Source organism: [Clostridium] fimetarium (genome assembly GCF_900111235.1).
GTDB classification, from domain to species: domain Bacteria; phylum Bacillota; class Clostridia; order Lachnospirales; family Lachnospiraceae; genus Clostridium_N; species Clostridium_N fimetarium.
On record NZ_FOJI01000003.1, the window covers coordinates 36,254 to 53,806 of the forward strand.

The window sequence follows — 17,553 nt, forward strand, 5'->3', positions numbered from 1 at the left end:
CACAAAGTTTAGTCCTTTTTTAGGTTAACATAACTTTCAAAGAATTTCCATAGTTTTTTTATCCATTTGCTAAAATTTTTTCAAATCTCTGCTCAAATGTGATATCTGTATCCTCATATTCAATCTTCACTGCTATCTTCCCCACTCGGTAACAATATGGATTACGAATTTTCTGTAAGAAATCCATAATTCTTTCTTCCAAAGGGAGATTCTCGTCAATACTTATTGTCCTAATGTCAACTAATTGCCCTTTATCAACCGTTCTGATATCTACATTTTTCATTGCATTTATCTCATTTTCAGCTTCAATACGAGTCATTTCACACCTCCAAATCTATACAGATTATTCAATACAGCTTTTCCACTATGCATAATATTTGCAACTCATCATATCTTTTAACTTTTTCATAATTCTTATATGCTGTCTTGAAAGTGCTGAAGAAGATCTTCCAGTTTCATCAGCAAGCATACGAATTGACTTGCCTAAAAAATATATCTGATAAATAAACTCCTGATCTCTTTTCTTTAATATATTAATGGCTTCTCTGAGTGCTTCACTCAGAATATTTAATTCCACTTGCTCTTCCACTGATTTCTGTAACATATCTGCGACTAAATCTCCTCTTGACGTTTCACCATTTAAAAGATTTTCATAAGCAAATGTCCCTTTTTCCAAATCTCTTTCTTCTTGGTATCTCTCAAACCGAGCTAATCTGTAATATTCCTTGTATACCGCTTCTGTTACTTCAACTAAAGTACCTTCTACACTTATATATTTCTTTGACATATCTGCTTCCTCCTTCTTTTGCGAAAGGGGGAGCCTGAATAGCCATGACAATCTACGCTAATTCGACTGCTATAAACCCTTTACAGCAATTCCCCAGCGTAAATATCTGGTGGTCCTATTATTTAGTTACTATTTCTTTCATTCTTCCAGTGTGTAAACTAATCAAGAATTTTAATTTGCACCGTGGACATGCGTATTCCACTGATGTTGTTGCCGGATGATAGGTAACATTGAATCCATGTCTTAGAAAATCATCTCTACTATTGACGCTATCCTTTGAAACCCTCGAAAAGTCTATATGAACTGGTTTCTTGTCTTCATATTTAATTGCAATCTTCCTGCAATCATCGTCTTCTATATCAAACAATCTCTGCTTACATTTTCTGCATCGAATAATTCTCATCTAAACGCCTCTTTCTTTAACGCATCTAATACAAATGCCAGAGCAAAATTAATATTTTTTTGTAATGCTCTGGCAACTTCTATTGGCCTTCTACCTAATTTCTGATATATTCAACTGCCTCATCTTCAGTTGGACAGCTAACTACCTTCTTGCCATCTGCCGCATAAACAACTACTTCACTTGCATAAATCACATATGAATAATTATCTGAATCAGCATTCATCATAGTTGCATTTCATTGAACCATCATAAATAGATACAACCTCACCGCCATATCTCTTAACCTGCATTAAGAAATACTTCTGCTCATCCTTATCCGCCGTAATATCATTGATATCTCTGACAAGAATTACAGAATATCTCCCTGACTCTAAGCCTTCCATTAGCTCATTAATTATTGGTCTATCTACATCATAACTACCCTTGCGATCAACTATTACATCTAGTAGCTTCAGTCCATTATCCTCTGCAAATTGATACATCTGTGCTCCCATATCCATCACTTTCAAATCACTTTTACGTGATTTCACAAATCCAAATGCTCTTTCTTTTATTAAAATTAAAATCATATTAATCACCTGTGCTTTCATAATTCTTGAGTTACTTTGCGCGCTTGTACTCAATTTTAGGTTTGTAACCGGTGTGACCATCAACCATGATTTAATTTTAGATTACTTTATCTTTTTTCTAAACGACACCGTATGTCGCTGCACCCGACATCTGATGTCGTGTTTCAACTAACTAATAGGTTTTTATTTTCAAAGAATGCTGCTAACATCTTAAATGCGAATTCCTGTTCTGCCTGTGATTTGTCTACTAAGAAGTCAGAGATTTTATTATCGGTTATGTGTTCCTCTTTTCCAAATAGAAGGTAATCCGTGCTAATATCTAATGCCTGAGCTAGTTCTACTAACTTATCTATGCTGCTTGTACTACTGCCAACTTCTATACGTTGAATCTGTCTTGAATCTGAATAGCCTACTGCTATTGCCAAATCTAGTTGTTTCATATTTCTTATTTCTCTTATTTCTTTTATTCGTTCACCATATTTGATGCTGTCAAAATATTGCACGGTATTACCTCCTTCCAGTTTTGAATTCTTTTTAAACAAAAAAATGCCAGAATAAGAAGAGACTTTATTCGTCTCATTCTTACTCTGGCAATTTGCTTCTCGTGGCTATAGGCTGCGGTTTTCAAACTTGCCCTATAACGGATTTGATCCTGTCAAACCTCTATGCGGATGCGTGGCTCAGTAGTCACTATATGAAATTAGTAGCAATTCTGCTATATGCTACAATTCTTCTTTGTCTTTGTTGTTCTGTCACATGTTTTAAATTAATAACGGATACTTCTGTGCAGCAAGGGCACTTAATTCTAATAACACCTTCGGAAGCTACTCCACAATCAAATAATCTTTTATTAGAACAATTGGGGCAATGTACGTGTATTTCTTCATCTGCAAAACTCATTCAAACACCTCCTCGAAATTTTCAGGTGCTGCTTAACAAAATCTTGAGGTAACCTTTCCATCGGTTCCTTGGTAGCGATGAGATAATTATAAATCGAACGTACGTTTGTGTCAAGAATTATTTTATGCTTCGTGTCCTTTATTTGATACTTGCTTTTGCAGTGGTGTTCTAATAGTTTTAACACATTCACCGCTATCTTTTTAATAACTTATGCTACAATTCTTTCTATGATTTTAAGATACTTATTAAATTTAACTATTTTCTTTTCTTTTACACCAGGTTCCTTTATTTCTAAATATACAGAACCATCTTCCTCGCAAATAAATACACATACAATACCTTTGTATCCTTCTTCTCTTACAACTACTCTTACTACTCTTTCTAGCATATAATAGATTCCTCCTTAGGTTTGTTAGATCAACAAGTCTCCTGTAGGGCATAAAAAAATCCCTAAAGACATAGTTCACTTGAGAATTGTTGTCAAAATAACCAATTTCAAATTTTTATAACTATGTATTAGAGAAACCTAATTAAAACTATTCTATTTATGTATAATAAAAAATACTATTATAAAATATCTATCTTCTTAATATAAAAATATATTACCATGATTTTACAAATATTGCAATAATATTTGTAAATATTTGTATATTTATATTTTAACTTGGGCATACTAATAAATTATGTATTTTCTAATTAATTAAATATCTACATTTTGAATAATTATTACAATATTATATTTAATATCAATTTAGTGTATTTGTCTCGAAGTTATTTTGCGCTTTATAGATAATTTGAATATTGATACTTATTTGCATTTATTATTTATTAGATGTTGCAGAGGATTAAGCACAACCCTCGCAGCATCCATTTTTTAAATGAAATCTATGCACTCTTTTGATCACTCCAGAATGAAAATGATCTCTGTACATCCTCAGTAATATCCACCTGAACAATTCCATCTCTCTTGCACTTTGCTTCAATATATACATACCCATCCTTTGTTATTCGCAAATCCATTAATCTGTTTGGATTGTAATTACATTTATCATATCTTATTGTTATTCATACCATAGGTAGTACCTCAATTCGTCTTTAATCCAATTCCGGCATCAAATATATACCGCACTGAATTGCAATACCTCCTGTAATCTTTTTCATTACACTTTGATTAGTAATCATGCCTGACACTTTTCTGATGTCCATTTTATCGATTGATTGAATCTGCTCTGTTAATGCAACAGAATCACGAATAAGTCCACTGGCATCCTTTTTGTCTACATCTATATGTGTGGGTAACCCTTTCTTCTTACTTTTTGATGTAATCGGTACTACTGTAACGACTGGACTATGTTCGTTACACTTGTTATTAGATACTATACATGCAGGTCTTATTCCACCCTGCTTGCTCCTGTTTGCGTAGATTCCAAAGTCCACCCACACGATATTTCCACGTCTTAAGGCAATATCTCTGCTATGATTATTTTTAACCATTTTATATTCCTCCACATTATCAATTTTGCTATGTTAATAGTTACATCTATATTTAAAGGATCCGGATTCCTTAATTTTCAAAACAAAAAGCCAAAGCAGTGTTATACCATCACTTCTGATGGTATAACACTACTCCGGCTTTGACTCATATCGGACCAGCTCGTCCAAGTAGTTTGTATATTTTTTTATTGCTGACAATCTCTCGTATAGGATTGCCTAACATCCATTCTTTCTATAAAGGACTAAATAACATCTTCACAAGTTCATCTGCATAAATATAATCTACTTTATTGTGATTCTTTACTTCTAATGCTCTTCTACCATTAATATCCTTTTTTTCTCCAATAACTAGTCCTGTTGGAATCCCCTGCGTATGAATTATATTTTCTTTGCTTGACACATTTTGCATTCAAATCACCCTTTCTACTTACACACTCATTAATCACATTCAGTTAAGTTGACTTTATTTTATTATTTGGGGAAGTTCTACAGTATTATCATCAGCAGCATCCCTAAGTATATTAAGTAATTCTTCTTTTTCTTTCTTTGAATAACTCTCTCCAATAATCATGTATGCTATAATTTTTCCCGCATTTCTTATTGCTTGTCCCCCAGTTATCATATTTCTTGATGCACTATTAGTTATCAAAACATTTATCCATACAGGATTATCATATGACCAATCAATTCTATTAAACTTTTCAATAACATCTTCATACTCAAAGCCCATTTCTAAAATCGTATACACTGCTTGCGCATATGCCATATGGGTTACTGGCTTTAATAATAGATCTGCTTTTCTCAAATTTTCAAGTGGTTTTCCGTTCTTAACATATGAAATGTAATCTTTGAATACTGTTATTCCTTCCATTGACAGATTCCAAAAATTTTTCATAATCCCTTCTGCTTCTGATATATTTTCATCACTTGAAGCGGATTTTGCAGTTATATCGTAATGAGATAAAATTGCTTCTGTTATTGTATAAAGAGCACTAAGTGTTGTTAATTGCTTACTTCTTAACGGAATAGTATTTGATGTCCAATTAACTATCTCAACATTATTAATTTTCTTTAATGGTGCATTTTCTCCATTAAACATTTTTCTTGATACAACTGCTATTACATCATCCTCAGATGTAATAATATTATCACTTTTTGAGGTTTGCTTGGCATATCGATTAACTTTATTAAATATTTTACGTATTTTATTGTTATCATTTTTATGTTCAACAAAAATAACACTTATATCTGCATCAGCAAACTCCGGATGTGCCTCCAATTCATTCAAAATTGTCTCAGACAATTTCACACTTCCCGGAACACCATTTCGTCCTCGTATCGCCATATTTAATGATGCTAATCGATGTTGACCATCCAATGCAATTAAAACTTTATTATCTGGAAGTGTCAAAAAACCTGCTTCATTTAAAGTGTCATCATATGCTGCTAATTTCACGTCTACAACTTCTTTTATTGGCTGATATTTTACATTTTCCCATCCTGAATATATATCTACGATAAGCGCCCCAAAAAACCAGTTAGGATCATTAATTATATACGGTACTATATCAGAGGCTACTCTTTCACCTTTTATTTCTCTTTGCATTCTTTCATCTATACTCATATCTGGCCAGTTTGGCATTTCAGAAGCATAACCAACATTTTGAATCAATGTACTTGCCTTAATTTTTGTAAGATAATATTCTGTATTTCCCATCTTACATTTTTGAGCTAACAATGTTAATCCCATTTTCATACCTCCCATGTTTTATAAATTATTTTATACTTCATACTGGAATATTACACCATTTTCCGAAGCATGTCAAATGTTTTATAAAACATATCAATTTTTATGTAAAACAAAGGAGTATGCTTTTATTAACACATACTCCAAACTATAGTTTCTTCAGTATAAAATTCATCCACTTGAAATCATTTCGATCCATATTATCTTTTGTGTACCATAATTCTTCTAAATGCAATTCTTGATTTTGATGTAAAATATCTTCAAGTAAATCTTCTGTGAAATTAATATAATATCTGCCATCATCTTGATACCCAGTTTCAATTTCTGATTTTACAGATACAAATATTACCCCTTCTTCAGTTATACATTTTTTCAGTTTCCCAAAAGCGCTACTTAAATCTTCAATATTCAAGTGTAAAAATGAGGCACATGCCCATATACCATCATATAATTTTTCTGGTTTCCAGTCCTGAATACTTTTGTTAATGACCTTTATCCTGATATTTTCTTTGACAATTTTGCATAATGCTGTAGATTCATCAAGAGCTTCTACTATATATCCATGTTCATAAAAATACTTACTATCTCTTCCGCTACCACAACCTATGTCAATTATTAAACCACCCTCTGGAATATATTTTAAAAAAGGACTATATAAATTTACTGGTATGCTATACGTTGCATCAAAGTATGTTTTAGAATTTTTCTCATAATACTTTCGTGTACTATTCATGACTTACAACATTTGTGGGCTTCCATATTTTATTGTATCCATTCATCTTTGCCCAGTAGTATATATATTTTAACTTATCATTTCGATAATTTTTCATTCCACCATAGTTTGATTCAATCATAATAACATTGTTTCGTTCTGCAAGCGTATTTAAATAAATTTTGTCTGGCAACTTATCACTTTTTTGACGATTACACTCTGAACACGATAAAACCAAATTCCATAAATTATCATCTTTAATAAATGACCATGGAATAAAATGGTCAACTTCTATCTTTCCTATTGATAACTTTCTTCCGCAATAAAAGCAAACTCTTTCTTCAAATTCTTCAAATAATATTTGCCTATAAGCAGATAAATTATTTCTTTTTGCACTTTCATCAAGTTTATCCAATAAATGTGACATTACCGAATCATTGTTTACTTTTTCCAGAAATTTAGCCCATTCATAATAATTTAATTTTTCTATAATTGATTTATGTTTGCATATAAACTCATACATTAATGGATTAATTTGTATCCATTCATCTTTTTTAGAAAATGAGTAGAACAATTGCTTTGTATCTTCATATAACGCTCCAACAACATATGTTTTGCATTTCATTTTCACCTTATGAGATACCTCGGCAATGATTTTTTTAGGTAAAGATTCAAAGGGGACACCTTCATATATTTTATACTTTCGAGCTGTCTCATGAAGAATCTGCTCCAAATGTGTTTGTCTATTATCATTAGTAATTGACTTTTGCTTAATTTCATATTTTAGTATCAAGTTCCAATATATTTCAGCAAACTTTGAAAACAATTGATCAAAAGACAATATTAATTCTTCATCTACGTTATATATATTATCAATGATTGACTTTAAAAAACCATATTTATAGCTTGAATCATTTTTTGAACATGAAGAAAAAACGCTACTCAAGGCTGCCCATAAATCATCATCCGAAGCAAGTCTATTCACATATTTCCCTTCTTTCAGCTCAAATCCCGCCATGAATTTCCACCTCCTTACCCCCTTGTATTATTAATTCATGTACATTACTTTTCTGCCAATACTCTTACCAATTTTTCCATGATAGCATCTTCTGAATACAAATCATTTTCATATGATATATTTTTATCAAGAGCTTTTTTAGGCACTATTTCGGCATAAACGTAAGCATCATCATCATCATATGATTTCAGGGCAACTTTCATTAAGTTTGCCGTTACACTGACAGAGAAATTACATTGTATGAATAAATTATCATCTACCATTCTTGGATTCTTTAGTTCTTGCGCATTATTCGAAATGCATTTTACTCCATGACTATTAATCTCTTCCATAAATTGACCATCTATACCATGCGATTTGTACATATTTGTAAAAAGAATATAAAAGCATGATGGTAATGTATATTCATCAAACAACATTCCATTATATTCTAAATATTTAATATTTAAACTATTCTCAATAATGATGTTGTTTAACTTGTTTTTTACTGAAATCTTTTTCAATTTACTCATCTGTTCTTTGATATACTTATCATACCAACCATATCTTGTTTTGAACATTCTCATTAACCGTATAGACATTTTATTTGTTATACCTGACAAATAGAAATATGTATCTCCAAAAATCGTGATTGTTGTAGATGCATACTTTATTTTTCCATCAACACATCTCTGAAAATTCGCATCTATTTTCCAATTAACCTTTCTTAATAATGCATATGGAGATTCTATATTTTCTTGGCACCAGTCATCAGTTTCCAAATTTTCCATGTCTGTCAAAAATAACTTATTATCAAATTCTAATTTAGAAAAGATAAATTTTAACATATCCTGTGGTTTTAATTCAAGTATTTCTTCAACAGATAAATCTGGTAATCTTCCATCAAAATCACCACTTTCAACAGCTTCAATCAGAATTTGTTTTGTATCGTTATCAACTTCTTTGGTAATCAAATTATTTGCTAATAGAAGATTCAAATTATCTTCTAATCCTTTTTTACATTTTTCTACATTTTCAATAGTTGATATGGTTTCTAATATGTAATTCAAATAATCCACATTATGAGTCAAAGACATGCCGATATCAACAGCTTTGTTTGATTTATCTATTTCTTTATTTAGTCTATTTAACAATAATGTTAAAATCTCCATATCTTTTTTTATTGCATCTACTATATTCAATTTGCGCCTCCTTTATTAATCCAACAAAGGAGTTTTTCTGCATCATCAAAAATATCATCATTAACATTTTCGACATCGAAATCAAAAACAAATGTATCATTCGTATCATCTTCATCACTCATAGTTATTTTTGTCTGATCACCCATTAATAGCTGCAAATATTCATCTAAAGAAATCATATCCATTTTATATTTGTAAAAGTTAATCAACCGCTCTTTTATTTTGTTTGTTCCAAGACAATACACATAATACTCTCTTACCCCTAGAACGTATGGGTGACTGAAATACATTCGAATGCCGTTAATAATGTGTATATTTTCTTCATTTTCTGTTTTTTTTATTGGCAAAATAGCTGCTCGTTTCAAGCAAAAATTCTCCTGGCACCAGTCATCATTAGTCAAGTTATTGAGGTCGGTTTCAGTGATTTTATTTTCATAGAATAGTTTTGTTATAATGGCATATACAGCTTTTGTCGGACTTATTTCTAATAAGTGGCTGTAATCAAGTGATTTTACTAATTCATCAATCTTATTTTCTTTTTGAATTCTTTGGATTTTCTTATCCAATAATTCTATTTTTAGAAATGTCTGGCTATTAATATTGCTAAGAAGTAAAATATCATTAAAACTCTTTAAGATATTTGCTATATATTCTCTTGACTCAACAATTCTACCTTCATCAACTTTTCTTCTTAATTTTTTGAATTCTTGCTGTGAATTCATAATTTTTTCCAGACGAAAATATATTTTCTCAGTTTCAGTTGCAATTTTTATATCATCTTTCTTTTTATATTCTGATAACAAAGCTACTGCATATTCATCGAGAAATTGAAGTGTTTTATTTATTTCTCTCACTATTTTATCGTCACTCATTGCTCCTCCTCCCCATGCAATTTACTACGTCAACCTTTTAGTATTGCATCAATATCAACCTCTTTGCTATCATCAAATGAGTATTCATCTTGATATCGCTTTGTAAAATTATATATTTCATCAATATAATCATCATCAGTAATACACTTTTCTACAAATGCTTCATGCAAAATCTCTAGTCCACCAAAAAAATATTTTTCGAAAATCATCATATTTTCTTTTATTCTTTTAGCCGCCGGTTCATCGATATTCCCATTCTCATCATATTCTGAAATTCGAAATGCATTTTCTAACTTTTCTTCATCAGACAAATTTCTTTCATTTTCCAGAATCATTACAAGCTGATATATATATTTTAGAGTTTCTGCCTTCTTTATACATATTTCTGACAACATACCTGCATCATCTTTATTTTCCTGGAGCACAAGATTGCCTACCCGACCATATCTTATACCTAATACAGTTGCTGCCATATAACAATCCATATATGTATTAAAAATTTTGTAATGTACCTTTCTATATTCCTCTTCCGATTCATCTTTTCTTTTTTGTCGTCTACATAGTTCTTTCCAATATGTGGCATATATACCATTAATCTTATAATCTGTATCAAACATTAAGCAACTTCACCTCCTTAAAGTGTGTGGATGTTTCAATTTCATTTCCCTTTGAATCAATATCTTTTTCTATTAAATATGTTTTTCCTATTTTATTTGACAATCTATCTGATGCTTGGTCCCAATCCTTTTTCATAACGGCGATAATAACTTGTTCAGCAATATCCGGTAAAATACTGCAAATATTTGCTATATGTATTTCATCAATATTTGAAAATGGTGCATCCATAACCATCGGGAAGGATTGTGTCCCTAATTCAATGTCATCTTCCCCTGTTAATGCCTCTTTGGCCATTTCTACCAACCCTGAAACAAATGCGAAATTTTTAACTGCTTTTAATCCGTCAGATTCTTCAGTCGTCACATCAGAATATTTCACTCGATATTTTGAATCAATCAAAATATTTCTATTCCCATGATACATTTTAACAAAATTAGAATTTACTTTCATTTCAAGCTGAGAGCGTATAGAAACTTCTTTTGAAGCATATGCCTCATTAACCCAATCAAATAACATCTGTGTATATGTTATATATCCCCGCAATTTAACATTACTCTTATCTTTTTTTAGGAGTTCATTAATAATATTATTACAATTATCTATTTCTTTTTTTAATGCCCCTTGTTGTTCATATAAATTCTTAATCTCCCTACTCTTCTTTTCCAACATTGAAACAGCATTAGTATATGCATAATTTAGTGCTTTTGCATCAATACTACCATTTCCCAATGATTTATCAATATTCTGTTTTTCATCTATCCTTCTAGCCAACTCTTTTTTATTTCTTCGATAATCCCTATATTTTGATTCAATAATGGTAAAATAGTTATCTCCCATCTCTGAATATTGATTAGTATACTCCTGATATCTTCTTGCTGCTGAGCCAATATTTTCTGGTGGCATTTTTTGTCTTTCAAAAATCAATTGCTGATATGCTAACGTTCCCTTTGAAACATCTGTTCCGCATATACATTTTTTCCTTATATTTATAATGTAATCGATAGAAGGTTGTGACATATCCGGAACACAATCTACTTCATCTGCCACTTTTTCCATAAATTCATTAACCCTATTTGTCAGAGGCTTTAAGAAAAATGAAAATGCATTTACACTAAATCCACTTGCCATTCCTGTTTTACCACTGGCAACAGTATTTTTAGTATCTTCAATAATAGACTCTAATTGTTCTCTTCTTTTCTGATCCTCTATTACGTTATTATTTTTCTTCAAATTTGCAGAACATTCCGCCTTTTCATTTTGATAAAAATCTACAGCATCTTGTACTTTAAATATTTCTTCTCCTAATCTATCTAATTGATTTTGTTTTTCTTCCATCATTTTCTGAGCATTTTCAATATTACTATTACCGGATTGCTTTAATGCATTATTATATGTAGACAAAATTTTCTTTAAATGATTCATCGTATTTTCAAGAACATTAAGTCCCATTAGCCCTCTAACTGATTCTTTTAAATCTTTGTTTTCTGTAATTGCACCTATGCGCTCTCCTGTCAAGAAAAAATATCCAGATAAATCCTCTGGTAATAATCTAGTAATAGATGCATTTACACTTCCAGCATCAACATCAGAATAGGTTTGCCCATCATCATTTAACCATTGAACACTTCCAGAAATTGGTCTAGCTAGAGATATTTTTCTTTTACCATTAATAGCATCTAATCCTGCGCATAAATAAGTAGCTTTTCTATTAATAATATACCTTGTCGCTTTATCATCTATTGAATACTTATGCCACAATGATATTGTTACGGATACATCTTGTGTCTCGCCTTCGTTCATATGCTCAGCCACTTGACTATTTAACAAGATCTCATCTTCAAATCCATATTTTCTATATAAGCACCACTCAAATGCACGAATAAGCGTGGTTTTTCCAGATGTATTTTTTCCAACTAAAACGGTAACATTACGTTCCGGATCTTGCGAAAATTCAATTTTTTGAGTTCCAATATATTGTCTAAAATTATTTAGTTCAATATTTTCTATTCTCAATTTGCATCCACCACCTTTTCTATTAGTTTACGAATATCCTTAACCATTTGATCTGAATCTTTTTTTGTTACAATATTACTTTTTTCTTCCTGCAATATTTGTTTTTTTAAAAATTTTATTTTTTTTTCATCATATTCATTATCTTCATACTCATAACTCATAGTCAGGTTCCTCCTCAATATTTAATAAATTTAGCCCATATACATTTTTAATTTCTTTTAACAAGCGGTCAGTATCCTCCGGATTTTTCGATATCCTTCCAAACTCTCCCATTCGCTCCATTTCTTTTTTTACTAATGATATTTCCGACTTATTATTTTCAAAAGCGTCCACTTCATCCAAATTCCGTGGTAGAGTAATAAAATCATATATTTTAGCATATTCTTTTCCTGGATACTTTCGTAATACTCTTCCTCGTCGTTGAATATATTCTTTTGGATTTGTACTACTTGCCAAAATAAATGCAGTTTTTATACTAGGTATATTTACACCTTCATCCAAACATTTTATTGCCACTAATGCTTGATATGGATCTGCTTTTGCAAATTGATCTTTGATATGTTCACGTTCCATAGAATTTTCATTAGAAGTAAAATGTCGAACCTTCATACCTAGCTCTGCACCTAGCATCTTTGAAATCAGTACTATTTGCCTTTCATCACTTTGTTCTGAAGCGTCCCATTCTTTACCTGCGCTATAGGGTTTCGTTGCACCACAATATATCAGCATTTGATTATCATTTTTATAACTTTTCATAACTTCTTTTAAAGCTTTTATTTTATAAATTGCACCTGCAACAATACGTGCTCTTTTAATTAATAATGATTTTGCTGCTTCGCTTATAGAATCTACATTATTAGACATACCACAACACTTTGATATTTTATAAGATAGGTTCATATACTCTTGTAGTTCGTCTTCCGATAAATGTACAACTATTGGATAATAATAGTATGGTGTTAACTTGTCTTCTTTGATTGCTCTTTCTAATCCATATTCAATACATTTCTTACCAAAGTAATTATAAAGCAATTTTGTTCCTTCATCATCACCATGTCTTTCCAACGTAGCAGATAATGCTAATCTATATTCAATATTAGGATTTAATGACTTCCCAAGTTTATATGCCCCGAAATTATGTGCCTCATCTACAATTATTAATGTATCTTTCCCTAACTTTTGTACCTGGTTTTTTACAAAATCAGAGCTAAAAGTTGCATTTGTAGTCACAAAACAAATAACATCTTCCAGTTGTAAATCAAAATCAATGACCGCATCTTTAAGTCTTTCCTTCCAATTTTTTTGCATGGAAGTAGAATACCCAATAATGGGATCAAATCCAAATCTAACTATATCCTCAACCCATTGTTCTACAAGATGTTGATATGGGCAAACAATGATTACAGCAAGACGCTTCCTTTTTCTAAAAAGCCAAGATGCTGCGCCTAAACCTGTAAACGTTTTTCCAGTGCCTGTGGCCATATCAAATATACCTCTATATTCTTGTTCCTCCCACTGGTTAATAGCATCAATCTGGTAGTCATATAAATCAATATCTTTATTGATTCCAAATTTCACTTTACATTTGTTTTCAATATTTTGATTTTCCAAATCAGCATCAAGTTCTGTTCTGATATTTTCAGTAGAATATTTAAGCAATTCCTTTTTTACTGCTTCTGGGAATTCCATTACTTCTAATTTCTTTTCTTCATTATTCCAGATATTAAAAAAAGCTTTTTCTTTATCATTCACACGATTATTTTCATACAGATTCCATGAACAGTAAACATCAAAGGACTCATAATTATTGAAAAATGCATTTGCTGTTTCATTCATTGATCCTGCAAAGGCAATTTTATCTCCATTAATATCGGTAATAATACCCATTTTTTCATGATACATTGATAGTTGTGAATTACTTTTTGTAAATGCAACTTTTATCTCTAGCCTTCCAATCCTTATCAAATACGACATCCAGCTCAAACGCTCCTTAGCTAATTCCGAATCGGGCTCGTGAAATTCTCTCAACATAGCATCAGAAACTATTTTTCTCTGATTATATCCTGCCTCAATTGCTTCTATATCTTCTCGACTCAAAATAGGGGATACTATCAGCTCTATCTTACCATCATTTTGCATCAGCCCAGATATCCCTTTTGAAATTTCGATTAATGCTTCTGACGTAAAGAATCCTACTGCTCTCTGATACAATTTTGCCGATTTGAGAGTTGGTATATAAAATTCTTTAACTACATTATTTTTATATGAGCGATATTCTCTCAATAAGTTTATATCACGCAAGGACATCAAACCACCTCTATTCTACAATCTTAAATTCAAAGTTTTTCAATAATTCAACAACTTTTTCACTATTTGTTTTTAAACAAACTCCACAATATGCTTTATCTGTTACAGGCGTCGGGACAACTTTATATGATATACCTGCATCTATAAGTATTTCTTCTCCCGAAAATACATCACTTGTACTAAAAAAAACAATATGCATTACCTCACCTACATTCTTTCAATAGTCTAATTAACTCATCAATTTCTTCCTTCTCATTTAAATAGCTTAAACTTATACGTATCGCCCCTGTTTTCACAGTATCCAATGCTTCATGAGCTAAAATCGCACAATGAATTCCTCCCCTAACACATATTTCATTTTTATCTAAATATGCAACAACCTCACTAGAACTCATATTTTTTACATTAATACAGCATGTAGAAACTCTAGTATGTTCAATGTCGTATAATTGAATATTTTCTAACTCTTTTAATTTCATGATCAAATACTCTGTTAATTCTTTTTCTTTTTTTATAATACAATTTTTATTATTCAGAATAAACGTTATTCCCGCATGAAGACTCCAAATTGCTGGCATATTTAAAGTTCCAGCTTCATATTTTTCTGGAAAAACATTTGGATTTGTATATTCTTCACCATGTATTCCTGTTCCACCTTGAATAAGAGGTTCAAGATTTCTGCTGCTATTGAAACATAGTCCTCCGACCCCTGGGATTGCAAAAAGGTCTTTATGTCCCGTAAATGCTAAAAAATCTATATTCTGCCTTTCCATGTTTAGAAAAATCTTCCCTGCTCCTTGCGACGAATCCACAAACACAGTAGCACCATTTTTCTTAAATTCTTCTGCAACATCCTCACGGAATATAATTCTTCCAGAAAGATTACTCGCTAAAGTTGTCGCAAATAACTTTGTACTTTTTTTAAAATACTTTTTACAGATTTCAGATGCTGAAAGTTCTAAATCATTCCTTGAAATAACCGAGTATTCTATTATTCCATTTTCCTTCAACTTCTGTAATGGTCTCAAAACGGCATTATGTTCATAACAAGAAATGACAACATGATCGCCTTGTGTTAAAAACCCATAAAAAAACAAATTAATTGCTTCCGTGGAATTCTTTGTAAAAACCACATTTTCAGGTTTACTCATACCAAAATATTTTCCAACTATTTTTCTTGATTTAAACAACATTCGAGATGCCTCAATACCAAGTTGATAACTTCCTCTTCCTGGGCTGACACCAATTTCTCTAATATAATATTCAAAGGCTTCATATACCTCTTCAGGCTTGTACTTAGTTGTGGAAGCATTATCAAAATAGATCATTTTGCCTCCTTTTTTTTAGCTGCTAAAACATCACAAGTTATACAACCATTGTAAAATTTCGCAATGCACTTTTTACAATGGGTACATTTTTTTTCGTCAATTATATATTTTCCATGTACCGTGTCAATTGCACCATATGGACAAACTGAATCACACGCCGAACATTTAATACAAAACTGATACTTCCTCATTTGACATTTTATTCGATTTACTAAATTTGCAATATCTATTCTTTCTTCTGGAACAACTTTTATAACATTTGTTCCAAACGTGATAATAATCTCAAAGCATTTCCTATATACATCTGATTTATCGAAATCAAATACTGAAATATAAGTAGCATCTTTCTTTTCAGCAATTTTCAAATCTCCAAAAGGTTTAAATAACTCTATTACATCTTTATTTATTTTTTTTTCAATAATAATATTTCTAGCTCTATCAGACAAATTGCATGGAGTATCCATAATTGATACATTTTTTACTTTTAAGCCACTTGCTCCCCTGCGAGTTTTCCAACGTCCTTCTTCATAGTAATCATCAGGGTCATCTTTACCTGTTTTAATTGCAAACTCATAAACCATATTCTTCCATTTTTTCATTGAATCTGGGTGATATATTTCCGTAAGCATCATCGACCAATCTGAATTATTAGGACAGCACCAACATCCTACACGCTTATATCCATATTGATAACAATCATTAATTAATAAGTTTTTGTAAAGTACATACAGCCATACATCATAATCAGTCCACTCAATAATTGGCATTGCATTTACTTGTGAAGATATTTTTGAATGCTCCTGTGTTCTTTCATAAGATTTTCTTGCTGCTGACTCGCTATGCCTAATTCCTAAAAATGTCAGACTATTTCCAGTCATATAATCCTGTTCTTTATTTAGGCTACTTGTCTTAAATATTGTACAGCACCATCTTTCATGCTGACTAGGAGGACCAAATACTTTACACATCTTAAAGAAATCATTTTCAGTTTCACTTGGAATCATTGGAACCAGAGGATTCTCGACTCTGAATTTTTCCAATGAATACGAATATGTTTCTGGAAACTCCAAAGTTGTGTCGCCGAAAAAATGTACTATTGTATTGTCTTGCAATGCATCTCGGACAATACGACTAACTACTGTTGAATCTTTTCCACCTGAAAACGATACAGTGGGAATATACTCCTTTTTCAGATAATGTTTAAGTGTATCTATAACATATTGCTCTGCTTCATAGATTAGGTTCTGAATATAATTTTTATTAGCTTCCACAACTCCTATATATTCTTCATAACCTCTTTCAATTTCAATGTCTGTCCTAAGTTCTTCAGCATACTGCAAATGTTTCTTTCCTTTATACCATTCTCTATATGGTATTCTGTTCATTACTCCATCATAGAAATACTTGCTAGCACCAAAATACCATATTTTCTTTTCATTCAAGTTACATCCAACTATTTTACTTAGCAACTTGCGCTCCTGTTTAAATACTGGATTGCAAATCGTTCCCTCTGATATTTTACGCAATTCCCCATCGCAAAAACACTTATGCAATTCTATATCAAATATGGGTTCATTACACTTTTTGCACCAGTAAATCATTTT

General features: G+C 31.2%; 22 protein-coding genes. All 22 read right to left on the reverse strand.

Going from position 1 to position 17,553, the window contains the following annotated elements:
• Nucleotides 1-58: 58 nt before the first annotated feature.
• On the reverse strand, nt 59-319 hold the full coding sequence (locus BMY18_RS04625) for a DUF6870 family protein (RefSeq protein ID WP_092451083.1): 261 nt from the start codon (nt 317-319) through the stop codon (nt 59-61).
• 45 nt (nt 320-364) lie between these two features.
• On the reverse strand, nt 365-787 hold the full coding sequence (locus BMY18_RS04630) for a sigma-70 family RNA polymerase sigma factor (protein WP_092451085.1): 423 nt from the start codon (nt 785-787) through the stop codon (nt 365-367).
• A 118-nt stretch (nt 788-905) separates the two neighbouring features.
• A complete protein-coding gene (locus BMY18_RS04635; protein ID WP_092451087.1) occupies nt 906-1,190 on the reverse strand; it encodes a hypothetical protein in 285 nt (94 codons plus the stop codon).
• A gap of 94 nt (nt 1,191-1,284) precedes the next feature.
• Nucleotides 1,285-1,416, reverse strand: a complete 132-nt coding sequence (locus BMY18_RS21500; protein ID WP_278280980.1) for a hypothetical protein — start codon at nt 1,414-1,416, stop codon at nt 1,285-1,287.
• Complete coding sequence (locus BMY18_RS04640; protein WP_092451089.1) at nt 1,403-1,759, reverse strand: recombinase family protein; 357 nt, start codon at nt 1,757-1,759, stop codon at nt 1,403-1,405. The genes BMY18_RS21500 and BMY18_RS04640 overlap by 14 nt, the downstream gene beginning before the upstream one ends.
• Nucleotides 1,760-1,923: 164 nt before the next feature.
• The gene (locus BMY18_RS04645) at nt 1,924-2,262 is read right to left on the reverse strand and encodes a helix-turn-helix domain-containing protein (RefSeq protein ID WP_092451092.1); all 339 of its coding nucleotides are present in this window, start codon (nt 2,260-2,262) and stop codon (nt 1,924-1,926) included.
• A 187-nt stretch (nt 2,263-2,449) separates the two neighbouring features.
• Nucleotides 2,450-2,659, reverse strand: a complete 210-nt coding sequence (locus BMY18_RS04650) for a hypothetical protein (protein ID WP_092451094.1) — start codon at nt 2,657-2,659, stop codon at nt 2,450-2,452.
• Between the two features lie 208 nt (nt 2,660-2,867).
• Complete coding sequence (locus tag BMY18_RS04655; RefSeq protein WP_092451096.1) at nt 2,868-3,047, reverse strand: hypothetical protein; 180 nt, start codon at nt 3,045-3,047, stop codon at nt 2,868-2,870.
• A gap of 707 nt (nt 3,048-3,754) precedes the next feature.
• Nucleotides 3,755-4,153, reverse strand: coding sequence for a type II toxin-antitoxin system PemK/MazF family toxin (locus BMY18_RS04660; RefSeq protein WP_092451098.1), 399 nt, complete (start codon nt 4,151-4,153; stop codon nt 3,755-3,757).
• A gap of 232 nt (nt 4,154-4,385) precedes the next feature.
• Nucleotides 4,386-4,562 carry a hypothetical protein gene (locus BMY18_RS20955; protein ID WP_170841296.1) on the reverse strand — a complete coding sequence of 59 codons (177 nt, stop codon included), beginning with the start codon at nt 4,560-4,562 and terminating at the stop codon, nt 4,386-4,388.
• A gap of 54 nt (nt 4,563-4,616) precedes the next feature.
• Nucleotides 4,617-5,903, reverse strand: coding sequence for a DNA sulfur modification protein DndB (locus BMY18_RS04665; RefSeq protein ID WP_170841297.1), 1,287 nt, complete (start codon nt 5,901-5,903; stop codon nt 4,617-4,619).
• A gap of 145 nt (nt 5,904-6,048) precedes the next feature.
• Nucleotides 6,049-6,633: a class I SAM-dependent methyltransferase gene (locus BMY18_RS04670; RefSeq protein WP_092451102.1), complete on the reverse strand. Its 585-nt coding sequence runs from the start codon at nt 6,631-6,633 to the stop codon at nt 6,049-6,051.
• Complete coding sequence (locus BMY18_RS04675; protein ID WP_092451104.1) at nt 6,626-7,630, reverse strand: HNH endonuclease signature motif containing protein; 1,005 nt, start codon at nt 7,628-7,630, stop codon at nt 6,626-6,628. The genes BMY18_RS04670 and BMY18_RS04675 overlap by 8 nt, the downstream gene beginning before the upstream one ends.
• Before the next feature lie 44 nt (nt 7,631-7,674).
• A complete protein-coding gene (locus BMY18_RS04680; protein WP_092451106.1) occupies nt 7,675-8,811 on the reverse strand; it encodes a hypothetical protein in 1,137 nt (378 codons plus the stop codon).
• Complete coding sequence (locus BMY18_RS04685) at nt 8,808-9,683, reverse strand: hypothetical protein (protein WP_092451108.1); 876 nt, start codon at nt 9,681-9,683, stop codon at nt 8,808-8,810. Before BMY18_RS04685 ends, BMY18_RS04680 begins: the two co-directional genes overlap by 4 nt.
• 29 nt (nt 9,684-9,712) lie before the next feature.
• Nucleotides 9,713-10,300: a hypothetical protein gene (locus tag BMY18_RS04690; protein WP_092451110.1), complete on the reverse strand. Its 588-nt coding sequence runs from the start codon at nt 10,298-10,300 to the stop codon at nt 9,713-9,715.
• Nucleotides 10,293-12,314 carry an AAA family ATPase gene (locus BMY18_RS04695; protein ID WP_092451112.1) on the reverse strand — a complete coding sequence of 674 codons (2,022 nt, stop codon included), beginning with the start codon at nt 12,312-12,314 and terminating at the stop codon, nt 10,293-10,295. Before BMY18_RS04695 ends, BMY18_RS04690 begins: the two co-directional genes overlap by 8 nt.
• Nucleotides 12,311-12,475, reverse strand: coding sequence for a hypothetical protein (locus tag BMY18_RS20960; protein ID WP_170841298.1), 165 nt, complete (start codon nt 12,473-12,475; stop codon nt 12,311-12,313). Before BMY18_RS20960 ends, BMY18_RS04695 begins: the two co-directional genes overlap by 4 nt.
• A complete protein-coding gene (locus BMY18_RS04700; protein WP_092451114.1) occupies nt 12,465-14,621 on the reverse strand; it encodes a DEAD/DEAH box helicase family protein in 2,157 nt (718 codons plus the stop codon). Before BMY18_RS04700 ends, BMY18_RS20960 begins: the two co-directional genes overlap by 11 nt.
• A 10-nt stretch (nt 14,622-14,631) precedes the next feature.
• Nucleotides 14,632-14,820, reverse strand: a complete 189-nt coding sequence (locus BMY18_RS04705) for a putative Se/S carrier protein (RefSeq protein WP_092451116.1) — start codon at nt 14,818-14,820, stop codon at nt 14,632-14,634.
• A 4-nt stretch (nt 14,821-14,824) separates the two neighbouring features.
• The gene (locus tag BMY18_RS04710; RefSeq protein WP_092451118.1) at nt 14,825-15,949 is read right to left on the reverse strand and encodes an aminotransferase class V-fold PLP-dependent enzyme; all 1,125 of its coding nucleotides are present in this window, start codon (nt 15,947-15,949) and stop codon (nt 14,825-14,827) included.
• Nucleotides 15,946-17,550, reverse strand: coding sequence for a phosphoadenosine phosphosulfate reductase domain-containing protein (locus tag BMY18_RS04715; protein ID WP_092451120.1), 1,605 nt, complete (start codon nt 17,548-17,550; stop codon nt 15,946-15,948). Before BMY18_RS04715 ends, BMY18_RS04710 begins: the two co-directional genes overlap by 4 nt.
• Nucleotides 17,551-17,553 lie beyond the last annotated feature (3 nt).